The following is a 17,606-nucleotide window of genomic DNA, read 5'->3' as shown; positions in this document are numbered from 1 at the left end:
ATCCTGTGGGGGATGAGCGACGCCCACTCGTATAAGGTCCAATTTCGAACGTAAGCTTCCCTTCAAAACAATTCAGCTTCGCCCACTCACCTTGATTTCCCCTTGAACGCCCGCGTGCCGCCCTTCCCCGCCGCGCTGCGGGGCGTCGGCCGTGCGCCCGCCCTCGGCTTGGCCTCGCCGCCGCCGAAATTATGCGGCCCCATTTCGTCGTCGGTCGGCTTGTGCGGGCGGCTCGCCGGCAGGTTCGCGGCGCCGCCATATTTGCGCTGGCCTTTATAGGACCCGGCCTCGGACTCGACGTCGCGCTGGCTCGCCATAGGATCGTCGGAGACGGCGAGTTCGACCGCCTGCAGCCTCTTTAACTCATCGCGCAAGCGAGCGGCCGTCTCGAAATCGAGATCAGCGGCCGCGGCGCGCATGCGCTTTTCAAGATCCGCGATGGTCGCCTTGAAATTATGGCCGACCAGATTCTGCGCCCCGGCAAATCCCGCGTCGACAGTGACATGATCCTGCTCATAGACGGAGCCGAGGATGTCCTGAATGCCGCGCTTGATCGATTCAGGCGTGATGCCATGTTCGGCGTTATAAGCCATCTGCTTGTCGCGCCGCCGGTTGGTTTCGGCGATGGCGCGGTTCATCGAGCCGGTCATATGATCGGCGTAGAGAATGACCTTGCCGTCGACATTGCGCGCCGCGCGGCCGATGGTCTGCACCAGCGAGGTTTCGCTGCGCAAAAACCCTTCCTTGTCGGCGTCGAGAATGGCGACGAGGCTGCATTCTGGAATGTCCAGACCTTCGCGCAAAAGATTGATGCCGACCAGCGCGTCGAAGGCGCCAAGGCGCAGATCGCGAATGATCTCGATGCGCTCGATCGTGTCGATGTCGGAATGCATGTAGCGCACGCGCACGCCATGTTCGTGCAGATATTCGGTGAGGTCCTCGGCCATTCTTTTGGTCAGAACGGTGATGAGGCTGCGATAGCCCCTCAGCGCGACCTCCCGCACCTCGCCGAGCAGATCATCGACCTGCGTGCGCGCCGGGCGGATCTCCACCGGCGGGTCGATGAGGCCGGTCGGACGAATAACCTGCTCGACGAAGACGCCGCCCGTGCGCTCCATCTCCCATGTCCCCGGCGTCGCCGAGACATGCACGGTCTGGGGCCGCATCGCCTCCCATTCCTCGAAGCGCAAGGGCCTGTTGTCGAGGCAGGAGGGCAGCCGGAAGCCATATTCGGCGAGCGTCGCCTTGCGCCGGAAGTCGCCCCGATACATGGCGCCGATCTGCGGCACGGTGACGTGGGATTCATCCGCGAATACGAGAGCGTTGTCGGGCAGATATTCAAACAGGGTCGGCGGCGGCTCGCCGGGACGCCGGCCGGTGAGATAGCGCGAATAATTCTCGATGCCGGCGCAGGAGCCCGTCGCCTCCAGCATTTCAAGATCGAATATCGTGCGCTGTTCGAGCCTTTGCGCTTCGAGCAGGCGGCCGGCGCCGTTGAGCTCGCCAAGGCGCTGCTTCAGCTCGGATTTAATGCCCTTGATCGACTGCAAAAGAGTCGGCCGCGGCGTCACATAATGCGAATTGGCGTAGACTTTGACGAATTCGAGATCCTGCGTTTTCTTGCCGGTCAGAGGATCGAATTCGGCGATCGTCTCGATCGAATCGCCGAAGAAATTGATGCGCCATGCGCGATCTTCATAGTGGGCGGGGAACAGTTCGATTGTATCCCCGCGCACGCGAAAAACGCCGCGCGAGAAATCGCCGGCTGAACGCTTATATTGCAGCGCGACGAGATCGGCGATGAGCTGGCGCTGATCGATTCGCTCGCCCGCCTTCACGGTAAAGGTCATCGCCGTATAGGTCTCGACCGACCCTATGCCGTAGATGCAGGAGACGGAGGCGACGATGATGACGTCGTCGCGCTCAAGCAGCGCGCGCGTCGCCGCGTGCCGCATGCGGTCGATCTGTTCGTTGATCGAACTCTCTTTCTCAATATAAGTGTCCGAGCGCGGCACATAGGCTTCCGGCTGGTAATAATCGTAATAGGAAACGAAATACTCGACAGCGTTATCTGGAAAGAAGCTCTTGAACTCACCGTAGAGCTGGGCCGCCAGAGTTTTGTTAGGCGCAAGAACCAGCGCCGGGCGATTGGTCCGCTCAATCACCTGCGCCATGGTGAAAGTCTTGCCTGAACCTGTGACGCCGAGCAGCACCTGATCGCGCTCATGCGCTGCGATGCCCTTGACGAGCTCTTCGATCGCCGCCGGCTGATCGCCTTTCGGCTCATACTCGGAGACGATCTTGAACGGGACGCCGCCCTCCGATTTGTCGGGGCGCGCCGGGCGGTGCGGCGTCCACGGCTTTTTCTCGCGCAGATTGGGGTCGCCGCGTTCAAGCAGATCTTTCAGCGAATCGATCGTCGCCGCGGCGCCGCTCACGCCATCCGGCTGATAAAGAGCGGCCGAGGGCGCCCGCTGCTCCAGATCGTCGAGACCGAGCGAAGCCTTGAGCTTGGCGTCGATCCGCGAAACAGGCTCTGCCTCATAGGCGGCCGCGGGCGCTTCGGAAAAACCCGAATGGCGCTGGTTCAGCGCCGGATTGAGGAGAGCGGCGAGGTGCTCGCCCAACGGCTGCACGTCGGGCCTGGAGGCCTTCGAGCGCGGCGTTTTCGGCTTCCCTGATTTAGTGGGCGAGTGAGGCGGCTTGGACATGGCTCCAATATGGGGTGAAAAGCGCACCGGATAAACCGGCCTCCGCGGTCAAATTTTAGCCGGGTTCCCCGTCGTGACGCTCAGCGCGCAGGGTCGCCCCACGCTTGCCTTTATCTTACGCAACTCTAACGCGAAATCTCGACTTTGTATTCGCGTTATGACGCGTTTGATAAGGAGACCCCGTGGAGCGATCCTTGAAAATCGCAGTCGGAATTGCAACTTCCGGCCGTCCAGCCATTTTGAGAGAGACATTGCGCGAACTTTCGCGCCAGTCTCGTCTGCCCGATTGCGTCTTTGTCTGTCCGGCTGACCGGACGGATTATGACGCCGCCGAAGCCGTGAGCTTGCCCTTTCCGGTATTCGTCGCCAAAGGCCCGCGCGGATTGTGCCATCAGCGAAATGCGATCATCGACTTGGCGCACGCGTTCGATGTGCTGGTTTTCTTCGACGATGATTTCCTGGCGTTTCCTTCTTATCTGGCCGAACTTGAGCAATGCTTCACTGCGCAGCCCGAGATCGTCGCCGCGACGGGACACATCATCGCCGACGGCGCCTCGGGACCGGGCCTGAACGTCGCCGCAGGACTCGGTGCGCTGGCCTCCTTCGAAGATGCGACGATTGAGCGGCCCGTCACCGATACGTACACGGCTTACGGCTGCAACATGGCCGTGCGCCTCGCGCCGGTTTACGAAAATGGGCTTCGCTTCGATGAGGCGCTGCCGCTTTACGCCTGGCTGGAAGACGTCGACCTATGCAGACAACTCAAGCCATACGGACGCATCGTCAAAAACGCTCGGATGGTGGGTGTTCACCTCGGCCATAAGGGCGGCCGCACATCAGGGGTGCGGTACGGCTATTCGCAAATCGCCAATCCGCTTTACCTTTGGCGCAAGGGCACGTTTCGTTTCAATCTTGCTTTGGATCATATGGCCCGCAATTTCCTGGCGAACTCAGGCAAGATGCTGCGGCCGGAGCCTTGGGTCGACCGGCGCGGCCGCGCCTATGGCAATGCGCTCGCGCTTTTGGATCTGGTGCGTGGGCGGCTGCATCCGACACGCATTCTCGATCTCGATTGAGCCCAGCCACGCGCCCGCGAAAACCCTGAATAGGGAGTGTCTTTGCCCTCCTGATCTCGTGATTTCTCCGCCAAAATCCGGAGTCTGAAAACGCCACGGCCCCGGCCTCAGAGGCCCTCCATGACAACGCCAAGCAACAAGGCCGCATAGGCCGCGCCCAGCACCCAGAATCGATGCGTGCTGACATAATGACCGACGATCGGGACACGCCAGTAAAGCGTTGCAATGGCCAGCGCCGCCAGGACCACCGAAACAAGAAAAATAGGAAAGCCTGGCGGCGAGAGTCTGAAGCGCATGGAATTGTCCGAATCGCTAATGAGCCTAAGCTTATCTTAGAGCATGATCTGGAGCGGGGCAGGATTTTCCGCCTGATCGCGCAGCGGGCTTCAAGCGAAGACGGTCACCGCCATCGCGCCGGCGACCGCTCCTGCAAAGAGCGCAAAATCATGCAGCGCCAGCAGGGCGCGAGGCGGCTCGCCGCGCGCGTGAATCCACTGCGTCGCGCCAAGCGTCGCCAGCGACCAGCCGCATCCGCCGACGATCAGCGCGAGATCAAAACCGCCGGCGCTGGTTTGCAGACGCACCAAGACGCATCCGATCGCCAGCAGACCAAGCCCAAAAAACGTCGTCGGCGCGGCGGGTGGGCGCCACCCGGAGGCTCCGATCACGGCGGCGGGCGCATACATCGCCAGAACATGCCATGCGATCCCGCTCGAGGCGGCGCCAAGGCCCAGGCCGCACCCGGCCATCGCCAGCGGCGCGCCGGTCATCAGCAACATCATGCCGAACCAGGCGAGAGCCGCCGCCACGGTAACGGCGATAAAGCCAGGCGTATCTTGCCTCCAGCGCCGCTCGCCTTCGCCAAGTTCGATCGCGGACGGCAATGGCGCCGCCAGCATAAGGACGCAGACCTGCGCCAGACCCGCGCCGATCAACGCTCCCGCCGGGGCGAGCGGCCCAACCAGAGCTTGCGCGATCCCGACGACGGCGGGCGCGGCAAAAGCGGCAAGGCTCGCAGAACCGAGAACGAGCGCGATCGCGCGGGGGCTCGACCCCACCGCGTGCCGGTAGAAAAGGCCAAAGCCCTGCGCCGTCCCCAGCCAGAAAGCGCCGAGACAAAGGCCCGCGAACTGACCCGACGCAACACCCCACGCGCCTATGGCGGCGCCGGCGACTCCGAGGCTGGCGCCAAGCGCGAAGGCCGAACGACGCCCGAAAAGGCCGGTGAGAAACGAGGCTGGAAAGGTCGAGAGCGCGGCTCCCGCCAGCATCAGCACGACAGGCGCAGTCGTCGCGGCGGGCGACGGCGCGAGAATCGCCCCGGCAATCGGCAGAGCGGCGAACGCGAGGGCCTGAGCCAATATGGAAAAGCTGAACCCCGCCGCGATCAGCGCGAGCGACGGCGATCCCGCGCCCCGCGGCGCTTCATCTGGTAGATCGAAGTCGCAGGAACAGGCGAGCAATCCGGCCCGGCCGCGAACGGCGCTCACGGCGCGATATCATCGTCGGACAGAACGCGCACGGCTGCTCCATCGAGATCTTCATACTGCCCGCTGCGGAGCGCCCATAAAAATCCGCTAAGGCCGACAAAACCGAGCAGCAAGGCCAACGGCACAAGAAACAACAAAATCGTCATGGCAGGGCCTCGTTGAGCCGCGGCCGGCGGGGCGCCGCCGCCACCGGCGAATTGCGAGACGCCGCCATCCTGGCGGCGGCGCCGCTGGCGCGCAGCGCATTGAGCGTCACTGTGATCGACGAGCCGGACATCGCCGCGGCGGCGATCAATGGCGTCACCATGCCGGCCATCGCAAGCGGCACCGCGACGAGGTTATAGAGCACTGCGAAGCCGAGATTTTGACGCATGAGCGCCGTGGCGCGGCGCGAAATCTCGATCGTCGCCGCGACGGGCGCAAGCTGGTCGCCGATGAACAGCGCATCGGCGGCCGCCTGGGCAAGCCCGGACGCGGTGATCGGCGACAGGGAGGCATGGGCTGCGGCGAGCGCCGGCGCGTCGTTCATGCCGTCGCCAACCATCATCGGCTTGCGGCCCTGCGCTTTGAGGTCGGCCAAATAGGCGATCTTGTCGCCGGGGCGCATGTCCGCGCGCCACTCGGTGACGCCGAGCGCTTGCGCGCAGGCCTTGACCGCGGGCGCGGCGTCTCCGGAGAGAATCACGATCGGCAGGCCGCGCGCCCGCAGTAAAGCCATGACGGCGGCGGCGTCTGGACGAAGCTTTTGCCGGATGCGAAAGACAGCGGTCGCCGCGCCGCGCCGGAAGGCGATGAGGGATGATTCTGGATGCGATTGCCTGGCGCGCGCGGCTTCCGCCTCGAGGTCGCAAAACTCCGGCGAGCCGAGACGCGCCTCCACTCCGTCGATCACCGCCCTGACGCCGGCGCCTGAAATCTCCTGCGCGCCGTTAATTGGCGTTTTCTCCGTCGCGAGGACCGTCAAGGCCCGTGAAAGCGGATGATGGCTCGCCAGCGCGAGCCGAGCGGCGAGTTCAATCACGGCTGCCGGCGCTTCATCGACGCCGTCGACGCCAAGTTCCGGCAAGGTCAGGGTCCCGGTCTTGTCGAATACGATCATGTCGACGCCCGCGATGCGTTCGATCGCATCCCCCGCGGTCAGCAGCACCTTTGAGCGGAACAGAGCGCCGGCGGCGACCACCTGGACGGCTGGCACGGCGAGCGCCAGCGCGCAGGGACATGTGATGATGAGCACAGCGATCGCTGTGATGATTGCGTCATGGGCCGATGCGCCGGCGAGCAGCCAGAAAACCGCGGTCAACGCCGCCATCGAATGGACGACGGGCGCGTAGAGCCGCGCCGCCCGATCGGCCAGGCGCAGATAGCGGGTCTTTTGCGCCGCCGCTCCGTCCATCAGCCGTTCGATCTCATCAAGCAGCGTCCCTGCCCCGGCCGCGCGCACGCGAATGCGCAGAACGCCGCCAAAATTCAATGTGCCGGCATATGCTTCGCTGCCGGTCGAAACCGCCGCTGGAGTTGTCTCGCCGGTGACGAAACTCTGGTCGACCTCCGACCGGCCTTCGATGATCAGCCCGTCAACCGGAACGCGCTCGCCCGGCCGGACCAGCACGATGTCGCCCGCCTTGAGCGCGACCGCGGGGACATAGGCGATTTCGCCGTTGGCCTCGATGCGGGAGGCGGTCGGCGTCCGCAGGGCCGACAGATTGGCCGCGTAGGAGCGCGTCTTGCGGCGCATCGCCTGGTCGAGGTAGCGGCCGGCAAGAAGAAAGACGAGCAGCATGATCGCGCTGTCGAAATAGGCATGCTCGGAATGGCGCGCCGTTTCAAACACCGACATCGTCAATGCCAGAAAAATGCCGAGCGAAATCGGCACATCCATGTTGAGCGATCGCGCCCGGACGGCGCGGATTGCGCTGCGGAAAAACGGTTGGCCAGCGAAAGCCGCCGCCGGCAGGACGATGAGGCCGGACAGCCAATGAAAGAAGTCGCGCGTTTCGGGCGTGATGTCGCTGACGTTCCCGGCCCAAACGGCGACCGACAGCAGCATGACGTTCATCGCCGCGAAGGCTGCGACGGCGAGGCAGCGCAGAAGCCATCGCGCCTTCGCCGCTTCGACATCCTCTTCAGCGGCGCGGGGCGCGAACGGATGGGCGCGATAGCCGAGCGGCCCCAGCGTTTCGACGACCAAGGCCGGGTCGAACCGCGTCCAGCTCCACTCCACGGCCAGACGGCGCTCGGTTAAATTGACGCGGGCTTTCGTCAGGCCGGGCAGCTTTGAGAGCGCCGCTTCGATGACGTGGATCGAGTCCGCCCCATCAATGCCCTCGACCGCGAAGTCCATCCGCATCGCGCCATCATCCAGACATTGAACAAAAGCGGTAAGATCGAGCGCCTCGGTCATGATTTTCTCTTATCGCATGCTCCCGATCCGAAAAGATTACGCCTTTTCGCGACAGTGCGTCTCTTTTTGACCGCCGCCCACACAAAGGCGTGCATTTTCTCTCTGGGCCGCGCCTATTGTAGAGCGACCCGATTCTTCGATTTGAAGACGCGTTCGCCGTCACGCGCGGCTTCAAGAATGACGTCCCATTGGCCTGGGGTCGCATTAAGGCGCCCCCGATAGACGCCGGGCTCAGCTTCGATCAACGACACATCCGCATCGAACCGCTTATCCGCCGGCGAATCGAACCCGGTCGTGACGCCGAGCCCCGACACGGCCGTTCCTGAACGATCAATCACCCGAACCTCGATCGTCGCTTCGCCCGCGCTGTCGCGCGCCAGATGTTCCGAAACGTTCCAGCCCAGCGCGGCCTGAGCCTGCGCGGCTAAAATGTCCTTTTCATACGCAAGCCCATGCTCGTAAGGGCTGGCTTCGACTTCGCCGCGGAACGTCGAGATTGCGTCATAGGCCATAAGCCCATTGACGGCGAAAACGACGCCGAAACAACCGACCGTGATCGCGAGAACCTTCCGGCCCGTCAGCGGTCGTCCTGGAGCTGCGTCGGAGAAAAGATCCTGGCTGGACATTGATCGCCTCCCTTGAGCTCACGGCGCGAAGAAATTATCCGTCGCGGTGACGGCGCTACCCGTCGAAACATCGGTGATTTTGAATGCGAGTTGCTGGCTCGGCGGCGGATTTGCGCTAGATGGCACGGTGACGAGAACGCGCAGCTCCCGAACCTGATCGGGACCGACCTCGATGATCGGCGCGCCTTGCGTCTCACCGACGCCAATCACGCTTATCGCAGCGCCGCTCGGGCGTTCGACCTGGATCGTAAACCGGCGCGTCGCCGATTCACGATTGACGATATGCGCGGTCAAGGCGTTGCGGATCGAACCGTCTGCAGTCCTGACGAACATCGGGTTGCGATCGTGCATTACGTTCACGCTCATGTTCTGCCGGCCGATCAGAGTGACGAGCATGACGCCGCCAACGAGGGCGATCACAGCCGCGTAGAAGACTGTCCGGCTTCGCACAAGGTTGTACACCGGCGTCTTGCCCGCCAGCCGCCGGCCGAGGTTGACGTCCGTATCATAGGCTATGAGGCGCGGCGGCCGGTCGATCTTCTTCATCACGCTGTCGCAGGCGTCGATGCAGAGGCCGCACTGGATACAGCCGAGGTTCGGCCCGTTGCGGATGTCGACGCCGGTTGGACAGACTGCGACGCACTGGCCGCAGTCGACGCAATCGCCGGCCTTTTCGCCATGCGCCCGCAGAACGCTGGATTTCTTGAATGAGGTGCGCGGCTCCCCGCGATCATAGCGGTAGGTTACGTTTAGCGCATTCTCATCGGTCAAGGCCGCCTGAATGCGCGGCCACGGACACATGTAAACACAAACCTGCTCGCGCATGAATCCGGCAAGGACATAGGTCGAGCTTGTGAGAAGGACGATCCAGATCAAAGCCGCCGGCGCGGCCTGGAAGGTCGCCAGTTGATGCACAATCGTCGGCGCATCATTGAAATAAAGAATCCAGGCGCCGCCGGTCCACCAGGCGATCAGCAGCCAGGTCGTATGTTTGAGGACCTTTTGCCGCACCCGTCGAGCCGTCCACGGCCCAGCGTCATTATGCATGCGTTCGCGGCGATCGCCCTCGAACAGGCGCTCAGTCCAGAAGAACAGGTCGGTCCAGACCGTCTGCGGACAGAGATAGCCGCACCATACGCGGCCCGCGAGGGCGTTCATGAGGAATAGAACCATCGCCGCGAGGATCAGCAACCCCGTGACGTAGTAAACCTCCTGGGGCCAGATCTCGATGGCGAAGAAATAGAACTTCCGATGCGCGAAGTCGACCAGCACTGCCTGATTCGGCGCATCGGGGCCACGATCCCAGCGAACGAAGGGCAGGAAGTAGTATATGCCTAGCGTAATGAAGAGGAGAATCCATTTGATCCTCCTATATGTGCCATGAACGCTTTGCGGATAGACCTTCGGAGCCGATGCATAGAGCGGTATGTCTTCAGGAAGATCATTGCTCGCATGAATTTGCGTCATTTGGCGACTTCATTTGTTTGAAAAAGCGAGGCGGCCTATTTGCCGCCGCCCAGTGTGTGCACAAACACCGTGAGCGCCTTGATCGTTGTCGGATCGAGCCGCCCCTGCCAAGCAGGCATAATGCCGCCCCCTCCGTTTTGGATACGGTTCAGGATGTCTGCTTTCGTCGAGCCGTAGAGCCACACTTGCGTCGTCAGATTCGCCGCTCCCATTTCGATATTGCCCTTACCGTCTTCGCCATGACACGGCGAGCAATTGTCCATGAACAATTGCTTGCCCTTGGCAAGATCGGCTCCCTGGTCCGGCGTGTGACCTGAGAGAGTGCGGACGTAGTCGGCGACGTCGGACATCTCCGCCTTGTTCAGAAGGCCGTCGCGACCAAAGGCCGGCATCATGGTGCTGTGCGTGTCAGGATCGGCGGCCCAGCGAGCGCCATGCGTGATCGTCGTCTGGATCTGCTCCAGCGTGCCGCCCCAAAGCCAACGGTCGGCGTTGAGATTGGGATATCCCCTTGAGCCCTGGCCGCCGGCGCCATGACAGGGCGAGCAGTTCTGCGCAAAGGCCGCGCCGCCCTCCGCCCGTGCGAAGGCCAGCAGCTCCGGCGTCTTTTCGATGTCCTGGAGCGAAGCCGCGGCGAGCTTGTCGTTCATGGCGCTCCGCGCGTCCCGCAGGGCTGCGACTTCGCCCGCGACGCTCGCCCGCGAACTCCAGCCGAGCAGGCCCGGCGTCGCGCCGCCGAACCACGGCCACGCAGGGTATAAAATCCAATACCCGATCGCCCACACGATACAGGCGTAGAGGGTGTAGAGCCACCACCGAGGCAACGGCGTGTTGAGCTCCTTGATGCCATCCCAATCGTGGCCAGTCGTCGTCCTTCCGGTCGTGGCGTCGACTTCGCCGACATGTGCATGATCTGCCACGGGCTCAATCCTCTCTCAGCGGAATACGGGAAGCTTCATCGAAAGCTTCGCGCTTCGATGGCAGCAAAGCGTAAACCAGCGCGATGAAGAAAATCAGCGCGAAATAGATGGTGCCCCAGCCGGCCGCGAACTCCCGCAAAATCTCATATGTGGACATGATCGCGCCTCACCGGATGTTGGCTTTGTCGTCGTAGATCTTGAAATCAACCTGCGTTCCAAGCTGCTGCAGATAGGCGATCACCGCGTCGGCCTCCGTCAGAGGGTGCTTGTCGGCGCCGAGATCGTGAGCCACCGCCTTCGGATAGCGCGCCTGCAAGGCGGCGGCGTTGGGATCATCAGCGGTTCCCTGAGCCTTCAGATCGTCTTGCGCCTTGTCGATCATCTCTTGCGTATAGGGCACCCCCGTCATCGCAAGCGTTTTCATATTCTCGGCGATGTGCGAAGCGTCGAGCGGCGTTTCCTCAAGAAAGCCGTAGGACGGCATAATCGACGCGGGCACGACCGACCGCGGGTCGCGCAAATGATCCCGGTGCCAATCGTCCGAATATTTGCCGCCGATCCGTGCTATATCCGGGCCGTTGCGTTTCGAGCCCCATTGGAACGGATGATCATACATGCTCTCGGCCGCGAGCGAATAGTGGCCGTAGCGCTCCACCTCATCGCGCAGGGCGCGGATCATCTGCGAGTGGCAGAGATAGCAACCCTCGCGCACATAGATGTCGAAACCAGCGAGTTCAAGCGGCGTCTTCGGACGCACGCCATCCACCTTTTCGATGGTGCTCTTCAGGTAGAAAAGAGGAACGACTTCGACGAGCCCGCCGATTGAAATCACGATCAATATGCCTATGACCAGGATGATCGAATTCTTCTCGAAGATCGCATGGCGATCCCATAACGAGGGCCTTGGCGCGGGGCTTGGTTGGGTTGAAGACACGATGTTGATCTCCTACTCGGCCGGAGCAAGGCTGGGTTGCGGCGATGGCCTTGATTCCGGCACGGCTTGAGCATCCGGCGAAGCAATGGTCTTGAACAGGTTGTAGGCCATGATGATAGCGCCAACGAGATAGAGGAAACCGCCGAGCGCGCGAATCACATACATTGGATGCAGGGCTTCGGTCGTCTCGATGAAGGAATATTCAAGGAAGCCGAGCGACGTATAGGCCCGCCACATCAACCCCTGCATGATGCCCGCGACCCACATTGCCGAAATGTAGAAGACAATGCCGATTGTCGAGATCCAGAAGTGCCAGTTGACCAGCTTCAGTGAGTAGAGACCCTTGCGATTCCACAACCACGGAACGAGGCAGTAGAGAGCGCCGAAGGAGACGTAGCCGACCCAGCCGAGACTACCCGAATGCACATGGCCGATACCCCAGTCGGTGTAGTGGCTCAGCGAGTTGACGACCTTGATCGACATCAAGGGGCCTTCGAATGTCGACATTCCGTAAAAGGCGATGGAGACGACGAGCATGCGCAGCACGGGATCGGTTCTAAGCTTGTCCCAGGCTCCCGAGAGCGTCAACATGCCGTTGATCATGCCGCCCCATGAGGGCATCCAGAGGATGATCGACATTGTCATCCCGAGGGTCTGCGCCCAATCCGGCAGGGCCGTATAGTGCAGATGATGCGGGCCGGCCCAGATATAGAGGAAGATCAGGGCCCAGAAATGAATGATGGACAGCCGATAGGAATAGACGGGGCGCTCTGCGCGCTTCGGAACGAAATAATACATAATGCCGAGAAAGGCTGCCGTGAGGAAGAATCCGACGGCGTTATGCCCGTACCACCACTGGATCATCGCATCCTGCACGCCTGACCAGACGATGTAGGATTTCGGCGAGTAGATCGACACCGGAATCGCCGCGTTGTTTCCGAGAACCAAGACGGCGATCGTGATGATGAACGCCAGATAAAACCAGTTGGCGACATAGATATGCGGCTCGACCCGCTTCATGATCGTGCCGAGAAAAACCGCGAAATAGGTCAACCAGACGGCGACGAGAAGAATGTCGGCGTACCATTCGGGCTCGGCATATTCCTTTGAGTGGGTAATGCCGAGGAGATAGCCCGTGCCAGCGATCACGATGAATACATTGTAGCCGAGAACGACGAACCATGGCGCAAGATCGCCGGCGAGCCTTGCGCGCGAGGTGCGCTGCACCACATAAAGAGACGTCGCCAGCAGGACGTTGCCGCCAAAAGCGAAGATGACCGCCGAGGTATGCAGCGGCCGCAGCCGGCCGAAGTTGACCCACTGAGCGATATTCAATCCGGGGAACGCCAGCTCGAGCGCGATATAGACCCCGACGGAGAAGCCGGCAACACCCCAAAGAATGGCCGCGACGGTAGAGAATTTGACAGGGCCGAAATTGTAGTTCGGACGATCATCAATCGTTTGCGGCGGCGGAGCGGCGTCGCGGAGCTTGTAGCGTTGAAAGATGCCGTAGATGCCAAGGACGCTTGCGAAGCAAAGCAACACCATGTGGAAGGCGTAGGCGGGCGTCCACGCTTTGAGGGCGATAAAAGCCGTCAACAGCGTCAAAACGCCAAGTGCGATCGTCAGGCCAATCTCGCCGAACGTTAAGCTTTTGGCCGGAGAAAGCGTTTGTGACATGGATAGCGTCCCGTTCGCAGCGTGCACAAAACAAATGGCGCATGCCGGACGTAGACCGCTCCGGCAAGCTGGAGCGCACTTTAGGAGAAAGTTTTGCGCAGAGGCAATGATGCAAATCAAACGCGATCCGCGCCAAAACGTCGCCTATGCGGGAACGCGGGCGGGATTTGCTTGCCGCCAGAGGCGTTACGATAGCCAGATCGGTTGTACTACGCCATCTGTCTTAGGGGCCAGCGGCGCTGTGTCCCACTGGAGAGCCGAGGCGCCTTCGACACATCAGCGCCGAAGACGCGCCCGCCTTCCATCCAGTGATTCCTGGATGGCGTCGTTCCATGTCGCCGTTCGCGGCGGCCTGTTTATCAAGCGGCGGAATCGGCGGATCGCGACGGATCCCGCGCGGCAAGCAGCCGAACGGCGCTCTTGACGTCGAGGTCAAGTCCGGCGCCGCCGTGCTCCAGGTGCTCGATGATCTTCGCCCGCATGCTCGGATCCCAGAACTTGGCGAGGTGGTCGGCGATGCCGGCTGCCGGATCCGTATGTCTTTGAGACGAGAAATATTTCCCGATCTGATTGGCCATGTATATCAGTCTGTCAGGCGACATTGGGCATTGCTCGGTCGGTGATGCGTCGTGGATGGGTGAAAATCTCGAACTCCCCTGCCCGCGCGACGGCGATCAAGGTCATGCCGCAAGCCTCGGCGAGACGAATCGCCGCCGCTGTCGGCGCGGAGACCGCGACGATTGCCGGAGCTCCCATCCGCGCCGCTTTCTGGATCAGTTCTATCGAAACCCGGCTCGTCAAAAGAACGAGGCCGTCCTTCGCGGAATGCTTGCCGCGGCGAAGCGCGCCGGCAAGCTTATCCAGTGCATTATGGCGTCCGACATCCTCTCGCAGGGCGAGCAGCCCTTCGCCGGGCGTCCAAAATGCCGCGGCATGAACCGCATGGGTCTGCGCATAAAGGCTTTGGCCGAGGGGCAGCGCGTCCATCGCCGTGCTGATGTCGCCGTACTGGAAAGGCCCTCCGCCGGCGACCGGCGGCGCGGAACGCACGGCTTCTTCGAGACTCTCGATGCCACAGAGCCCGCATCCGGTCGGACCGGCCATGCTGCGCCGACGCGCTGAATAGGTTTTCGCGCGGTCGTCAGCCAGCCAGGCGCGAAGTTCGACGCCAAGCCGCGTAGCAACGATCTCGAGGCTCGCAATATCCGCTGGATCGTCGATCAACCCCTCCGTCAGCGCGAATCCGATCGCAAAATCCTCGAGATCCGACGGGGTCGCCATCATCACGGCGTGGGTGAGGCCGTTGAAAGTGAAGGCGATCGCCGTTTCCTCCGGGGCCGAACGCACGGAAGGGACGAGACGCCCGCCTTTCTGTGCAAGGCACCGGACGCTGACCGCCGGCGGCGGCGGTTCAGCTTCAAAGACGGAATCGCAATCGAGATTGCTCATTCGGCCGCGTCTACCGTTTGGAGAATGCGACGGCTCTGCTCGGCCTGCTTGCGATAGCTCTCCTGCCAGTCGCTCGGCCCGTTGGAGCGCGAGACCTGAACCGCCGTCACCTTGAATTCAGGACAATTCGTCGCCCAATCGGAGAAATCGGTCGTGACCACATTCGCCTGCGTCACCGGATGGTGGAAAGTCGTATAGACCACTCCGGGCGCGACGCGTTCGGTGATCAGAGCGCGCAACGTGGTTTCGCCGGCGCGGCTGTGCAGCTTCACCCATTCGCCATCGTTGATCCCTCGTAATTCGGCGTCATGGGGATGAATTTCGAGGAGATCTTCGGGATGCCAGGCGACATTCTCCGTGCGCCGCGTCTGCGCCCCCACATTATAATGACTGAGGATGCGTCCCGTCGTCAGCAACAGCGGGAAGCGCGGCCCTGTCCGCTCGTCCGTCGCGATGTATTCAGTAATGACGAACTTGCCCTTGCCGCGTGAAAACCCGCCAATGTGCATGACCGGGGTCCCTTCCGGCGCAGCTTCGTTGCAAGGCCATTGGATCGAGCCCAATTCATCGAGTTTCTCAAAGGAAACACCGGCAAAGCTTGGCGTTGTCCGAGCGACCTCATCCATGATCTCGCCCGGATGGGCATAATTCATTTCGAAGCCCATTGCGTTGGAGAGCAGCATCGTGATCTCCCAGTCGCCGTAGCCGTTTTTCGGGCTCATCACTTTGCGGATGCGCTGGATGCGCCGCTCCGCATTGGTGAAGGTGCCGTCCTTTTCAAGGAATGTCGAACCCGGCAGGAAGACGTGAGCGTAATTCGCCGTCTCATTCAGAAACAGATCCTGCACGACGACGCATTCCATCGCCTTTAGTCCAGCCGCGACATGATGCGTGTCCGGGTCCGACTGAAGAATGTCCTCGCCCTGGATATAAATGCCGCGGAATTCGCCCCCGACGGCGGCGTCGAGCATGTTGGGGATTCGAAGGCCGGGCTCATGGTCGATTTCGACGCCCCAGAGGCTTTCATAGACGAGACGCGTCGCATTGTCCGACACATGCCGGTAGCCAGCGAATTCATGCGGGAAGGAGCCCATGTCGCAGGCGCCCTGGACGTTGTTCTGTCCGCGCAATGGATTGACGCCGACGCCTTCCCGGCCGAGATTTCCGGTCGCCATCGCAAGATTGGCGATGGCGAGCACCGTCGTCGAGCCCTGGCTGTGCTCGGTGACGCCAAGTCCATAAAAGATGGAGGCGTTGCCGCCCGTCGCGTAAAGCCGCGCCGCGCCGCGAATGAGCCCGGCCGGTACGCCCGACACTTTCTCGACTTCTTCCGGACTGTTGCGGGCCTCCGAAACAAAGGCCGCCCAGTCCTGGAACTCCGACCAGTCGCAGCGTTCCCGCACGAAGGCCTCGTTGACCAGTCCTTCGGTGACGATGACATGAGCGAGCGCGGTCACCACGGCGACGTTGGAGCCCGGCTTCAAAGCCAGATGGTAGTCAGCCTCGACATGCGGCGTGCGGACAAGGTCGATGCGCCGCGGATCGATGACGATAAGCCTTGCCCCTTCGCGCAGCCTTTTCTTCATGCGGGAGCCGAACACCGGATGGGCGTCGGTCGGATTGGCGCCGATGATCAGCATGACGTCGGTGTATTCGACTGAGTCGAAATCCTGCGTCCCAGCCGACGTGCCGAAAGCGGTATTCAGCCCGTAGCCGGTCGGCGAATGACAGACCCGCGCGCAGGTGTCGACATTATTATTGCCGAAGCCGCCCCGGATGAGCTTCTGAACGAGATAGGTCTCTTCATTGGTGCAGCGCGACGAGGTGATCCCGCCAATGGCGCGTCTGCCATGTTGAGCCTGAATGCGCTTGAACTCCGAGGCGGCGTGGCTAATCGCCTCTTCCCACGAAACCTCGCGCCACGGATCATCGATCGAGGCGCGGATCATCGGATTCAGAATGCGGTCGCGATGCGTGGCGTAGCCCCATGCGAAGCGGCCCTTGACGCAGGAATGGCCGTGGTTCGCCTTGCCATCCTTATAAGGAAGCATGCGGACGAGCTCTTCGCCGCGCATTTCCGCCTTGAAGGTGCAGCCCACGCCGCAATAAGCGCAGGTCGTGACGGCCGAATGCTCCGGCAAGCCGGATTCGATCACCGTCTTTTCCATCAAGGTCGCCGTCGGACAGGCCTGCACGCAGGCGCCGCAGGACACGCACTCGGACGCAAGGAAGGATTCATCCTGCCCCGCGGCGACGCGGCTCTCGAACCCACGGCCGTCTATGGTCAGCGCGAAAGTGCCCTGCACTTCCTCGCAGGCTCGCACGCAGCGATTGCAGACGATGCATTTGGCCGGATCATAGGTGAAATAGGGGTTCGACTGATCCTTGACGGAATCAAGATGGTTTGCCCCCTCGTAACCATAGCGGACATCGCGCAGGCCGACGGCGCCGGCCTGGGTCTGCAATTCGCAGTCGCCATTGGCGGCGCAGGTCAGGCAATCGAGCGGATGGTCCGAGATATAAAGCTCCATGACGCCTTTGCGCAGAGCTTTGAGACGCGGCGTCTGGGTTTGAACGACCATGCCCGGCGCGATCGGCGTGGTGCACGAGGCCGGCGTGCCGTTGCGGCCCTTGATCTCGACAAGGCAGAGGCGGCAGGAGCCGAAGGATTCAAGCATGTCGGTCGCGCAGAGTTTGGGAATCTCGGTGCCCATCTCCATCGCCGCGCGCATGATCGACGTGCCTTCGGGCGCCGTCACCTCGACGCCGTCGATCGTCAGCGTGACCATTTTCTCCGATTTTGCGGCCGGGGTGCCGTAATCGACCTCATTGATAAGGGACATGGCGATCGT

At 61.9% G+C, this 17,606-nt stretch carries 15 protein-coding genes; 1 reads left to right on the top strand and 14 read right to left on the bottom strand.

Annotated features, from left to right (window positions below; all coding sequences use genetic code 11):
- Positions 1-86 precede the first annotated feature (86 nt).
- Positions 87-2,711, bottom strand: a complete 2,625-nt coding sequence (uvrB, locus tag MPC4_RS02260) for an excinuclease ABC subunit UvrB (protein WP_174511061.1) — start codon at positions 2,709-2,711, stop codon at positions 87-89.
- A 194-nt stretch (positions 2,712-2,905) separates the two neighbouring features.
- Between uvrB and MPC4_RS02255 the strand changes: the two genes are divergently transcribed.
- Entirely contained in the window at positions 2,906-3,787 is an 882-nt protein-coding gene (locus tag MPC4_RS02255) for a glycosyltransferase family 2 protein (protein ID WP_174511060.1), read from the top strand.
- A gap of 107 nt (positions 3,788-3,894) precedes the next feature.
- On the opposite strand, the gene MPC4_RS02250 is transcribed toward MPC4_RS02255, so the two are convergent.
- The 13 genes from MPC4_RS02250 to fdhF all read right to left on the bottom strand — a co-directional run bounded on the left by MPC4_RS02250 (position 3,895) and on the right by fdhF (position 17,597).
- Positions 3,895-4,083 (bottom strand): hypothetical protein, encoded by a 189-nt coding sequence (locus tag MPC4_RS02250; RefSeq protein ID WP_174511059.1) that lies wholly within the window; start codon positions 4,081-4,083, stop codon positions 3,895-3,897.
- Between the two features lie 90 nt (positions 4,084-4,173).
- The gene (locus tag MPC4_RS02245) at positions 4,174-5,277 is read right to left on the bottom strand and encodes an MFS transporter (protein WP_174511058.1); all 1,104 of its coding nucleotides are present in this window, start codon (positions 5,275-5,277) and stop codon (positions 4,174-4,176) included.
- Positions 5,274-5,423: a cbb3-type cytochrome oxidase assembly protein CcoS gene (gene ccoS / locus MPC4_RS02240; RefSeq protein ID WP_134489425.1), complete on the bottom strand. Its 150-nt coding sequence runs from the start codon at positions 5,421-5,423 to the stop codon at positions 5,274-5,276. Before ccoS ends, MPC4_RS02245 begins: the two co-directional genes overlap by 4 nt.
- Positions 5,420-7,678 carry a heavy metal translocating P-type ATPase gene (locus tag MPC4_RS02235; protein WP_174511057.1) on the bottom strand — a complete coding sequence of 753 codons (2,259 nt, stop codon included), beginning with the start codon at positions 7,676-7,678 and terminating at the stop codon, positions 5,420-5,422. Before MPC4_RS02235 ends, ccoS begins: the two co-directional genes overlap by 4 nt.
- Positions 7,679-7,791: 113 nt before the next feature.
- Positions 7,792-8,304 (bottom strand): FixH family protein, encoded by a 513-nt coding sequence (locus MPC4_RS02230; RefSeq protein WP_174511056.1) that lies wholly within the window; start codon positions 8,302-8,304, stop codon positions 7,792-7,794.
- Positions 8,305-8,322: 18 nt separating this feature from the next.
- A complete protein-coding gene (gene ccoG, locus MPC4_RS02225; RefSeq protein WP_174511055.1) occupies positions 8,323-9,771 on the bottom strand; it encodes a cytochrome c oxidase accessory protein CcoG in 1,449 nt (482 codons plus the stop codon).
- A gap of 35 nt (positions 9,772-9,806) precedes the next feature.
- Complete coding sequence (gene ccoP / locus MPC4_RS02220) at positions 9,807-10,691, bottom strand: cytochrome-c oxidase, cbb3-type subunit III (protein ID WP_134489433.1); 885 nt, start codon at positions 10,689-10,691, stop codon at positions 9,807-9,809.
- 4 nt (positions 10,692-10,695) lie between these two features.
- Positions 10,696-10,848 carry a cbb3-type cytochrome c oxidase subunit 3 gene (locus tag MPC4_RS02215; RefSeq protein WP_174511054.1) on the bottom strand — a complete coding sequence of 51 codons (153 nt, stop codon included), beginning with the start codon at positions 10,846-10,848 and terminating at the stop codon, positions 10,696-10,698.
- A 9-nt stretch (positions 10,849-10,857) separates the two neighbouring features.
- Positions 10,858-11,625 (bottom strand): cytochrome-c oxidase, cbb3-type subunit II, encoded by a 768-nt coding sequence (gene ccoO, locus MPC4_RS02210; protein ID WP_134489437.1) that lies wholly within the window; start codon positions 11,623-11,625, stop codon positions 10,858-10,860.
- Positions 11,626-11,637: 12 nt separating this feature from the next.
- Entirely contained in the window at positions 11,638-13,305 is a 1,668-nt protein-coding gene (gene ccoN / locus MPC4_RS02205; RefSeq protein ID WP_134489439.1) for a cytochrome-c oxidase, cbb3-type subunit I, read from the bottom strand.
- Positions 13,306-13,664: 359 nt separating this feature from the next.
- Positions 13,665-13,907 (bottom strand): formate dehydrogenase subunit delta, encoded by a 243-nt coding sequence (locus MPC4_RS02200; protein WP_134489441.1) that lies wholly within the window; start codon positions 13,905-13,907, stop codon positions 13,665-13,667.
- Positions 13,897-14,754 carry a formate dehydrogenase accessory sulfurtransferase FdhD gene (gene fdhD, locus MPC4_RS02195; protein ID WP_174511053.1) on the bottom strand — a complete coding sequence of 286 codons (858 nt, stop codon included), beginning with the start codon at positions 14,752-14,754 and terminating at the stop codon, positions 13,897-13,899. The genes MPC4_RS02200 and fdhD overlap by 11 nt, the downstream gene beginning before the upstream one ends.
- The gene (gene fdhF / locus MPC4_RS02190) at positions 14,751-17,597 is read right to left on the bottom strand and encodes a formate dehydrogenase subunit alpha (RefSeq protein WP_174511052.1); all 2,847 of its coding nucleotides are present in this window, start codon (positions 17,595-17,597) and stop codon (positions 14,751-14,753) included. Before fdhF ends, fdhD begins: the two co-directional genes overlap by 4 nt.
- Positions 17,598-17,606: the final 9 nt, after the last annotated feature.

The organism is Methylocella tundrae (genome assembly GCF_901905185.1).
GTDB lineage: Bacteria > Pseudomonadota > Alphaproteobacteria > Rhizobiales > Beijerinckiaceae > Methylocapsa > Methylocapsa tundrae.
Note: the sequence above shows the minus strand (reverse complement) of the source record. Positions and strands in the feature narration are given on the sequence as shown.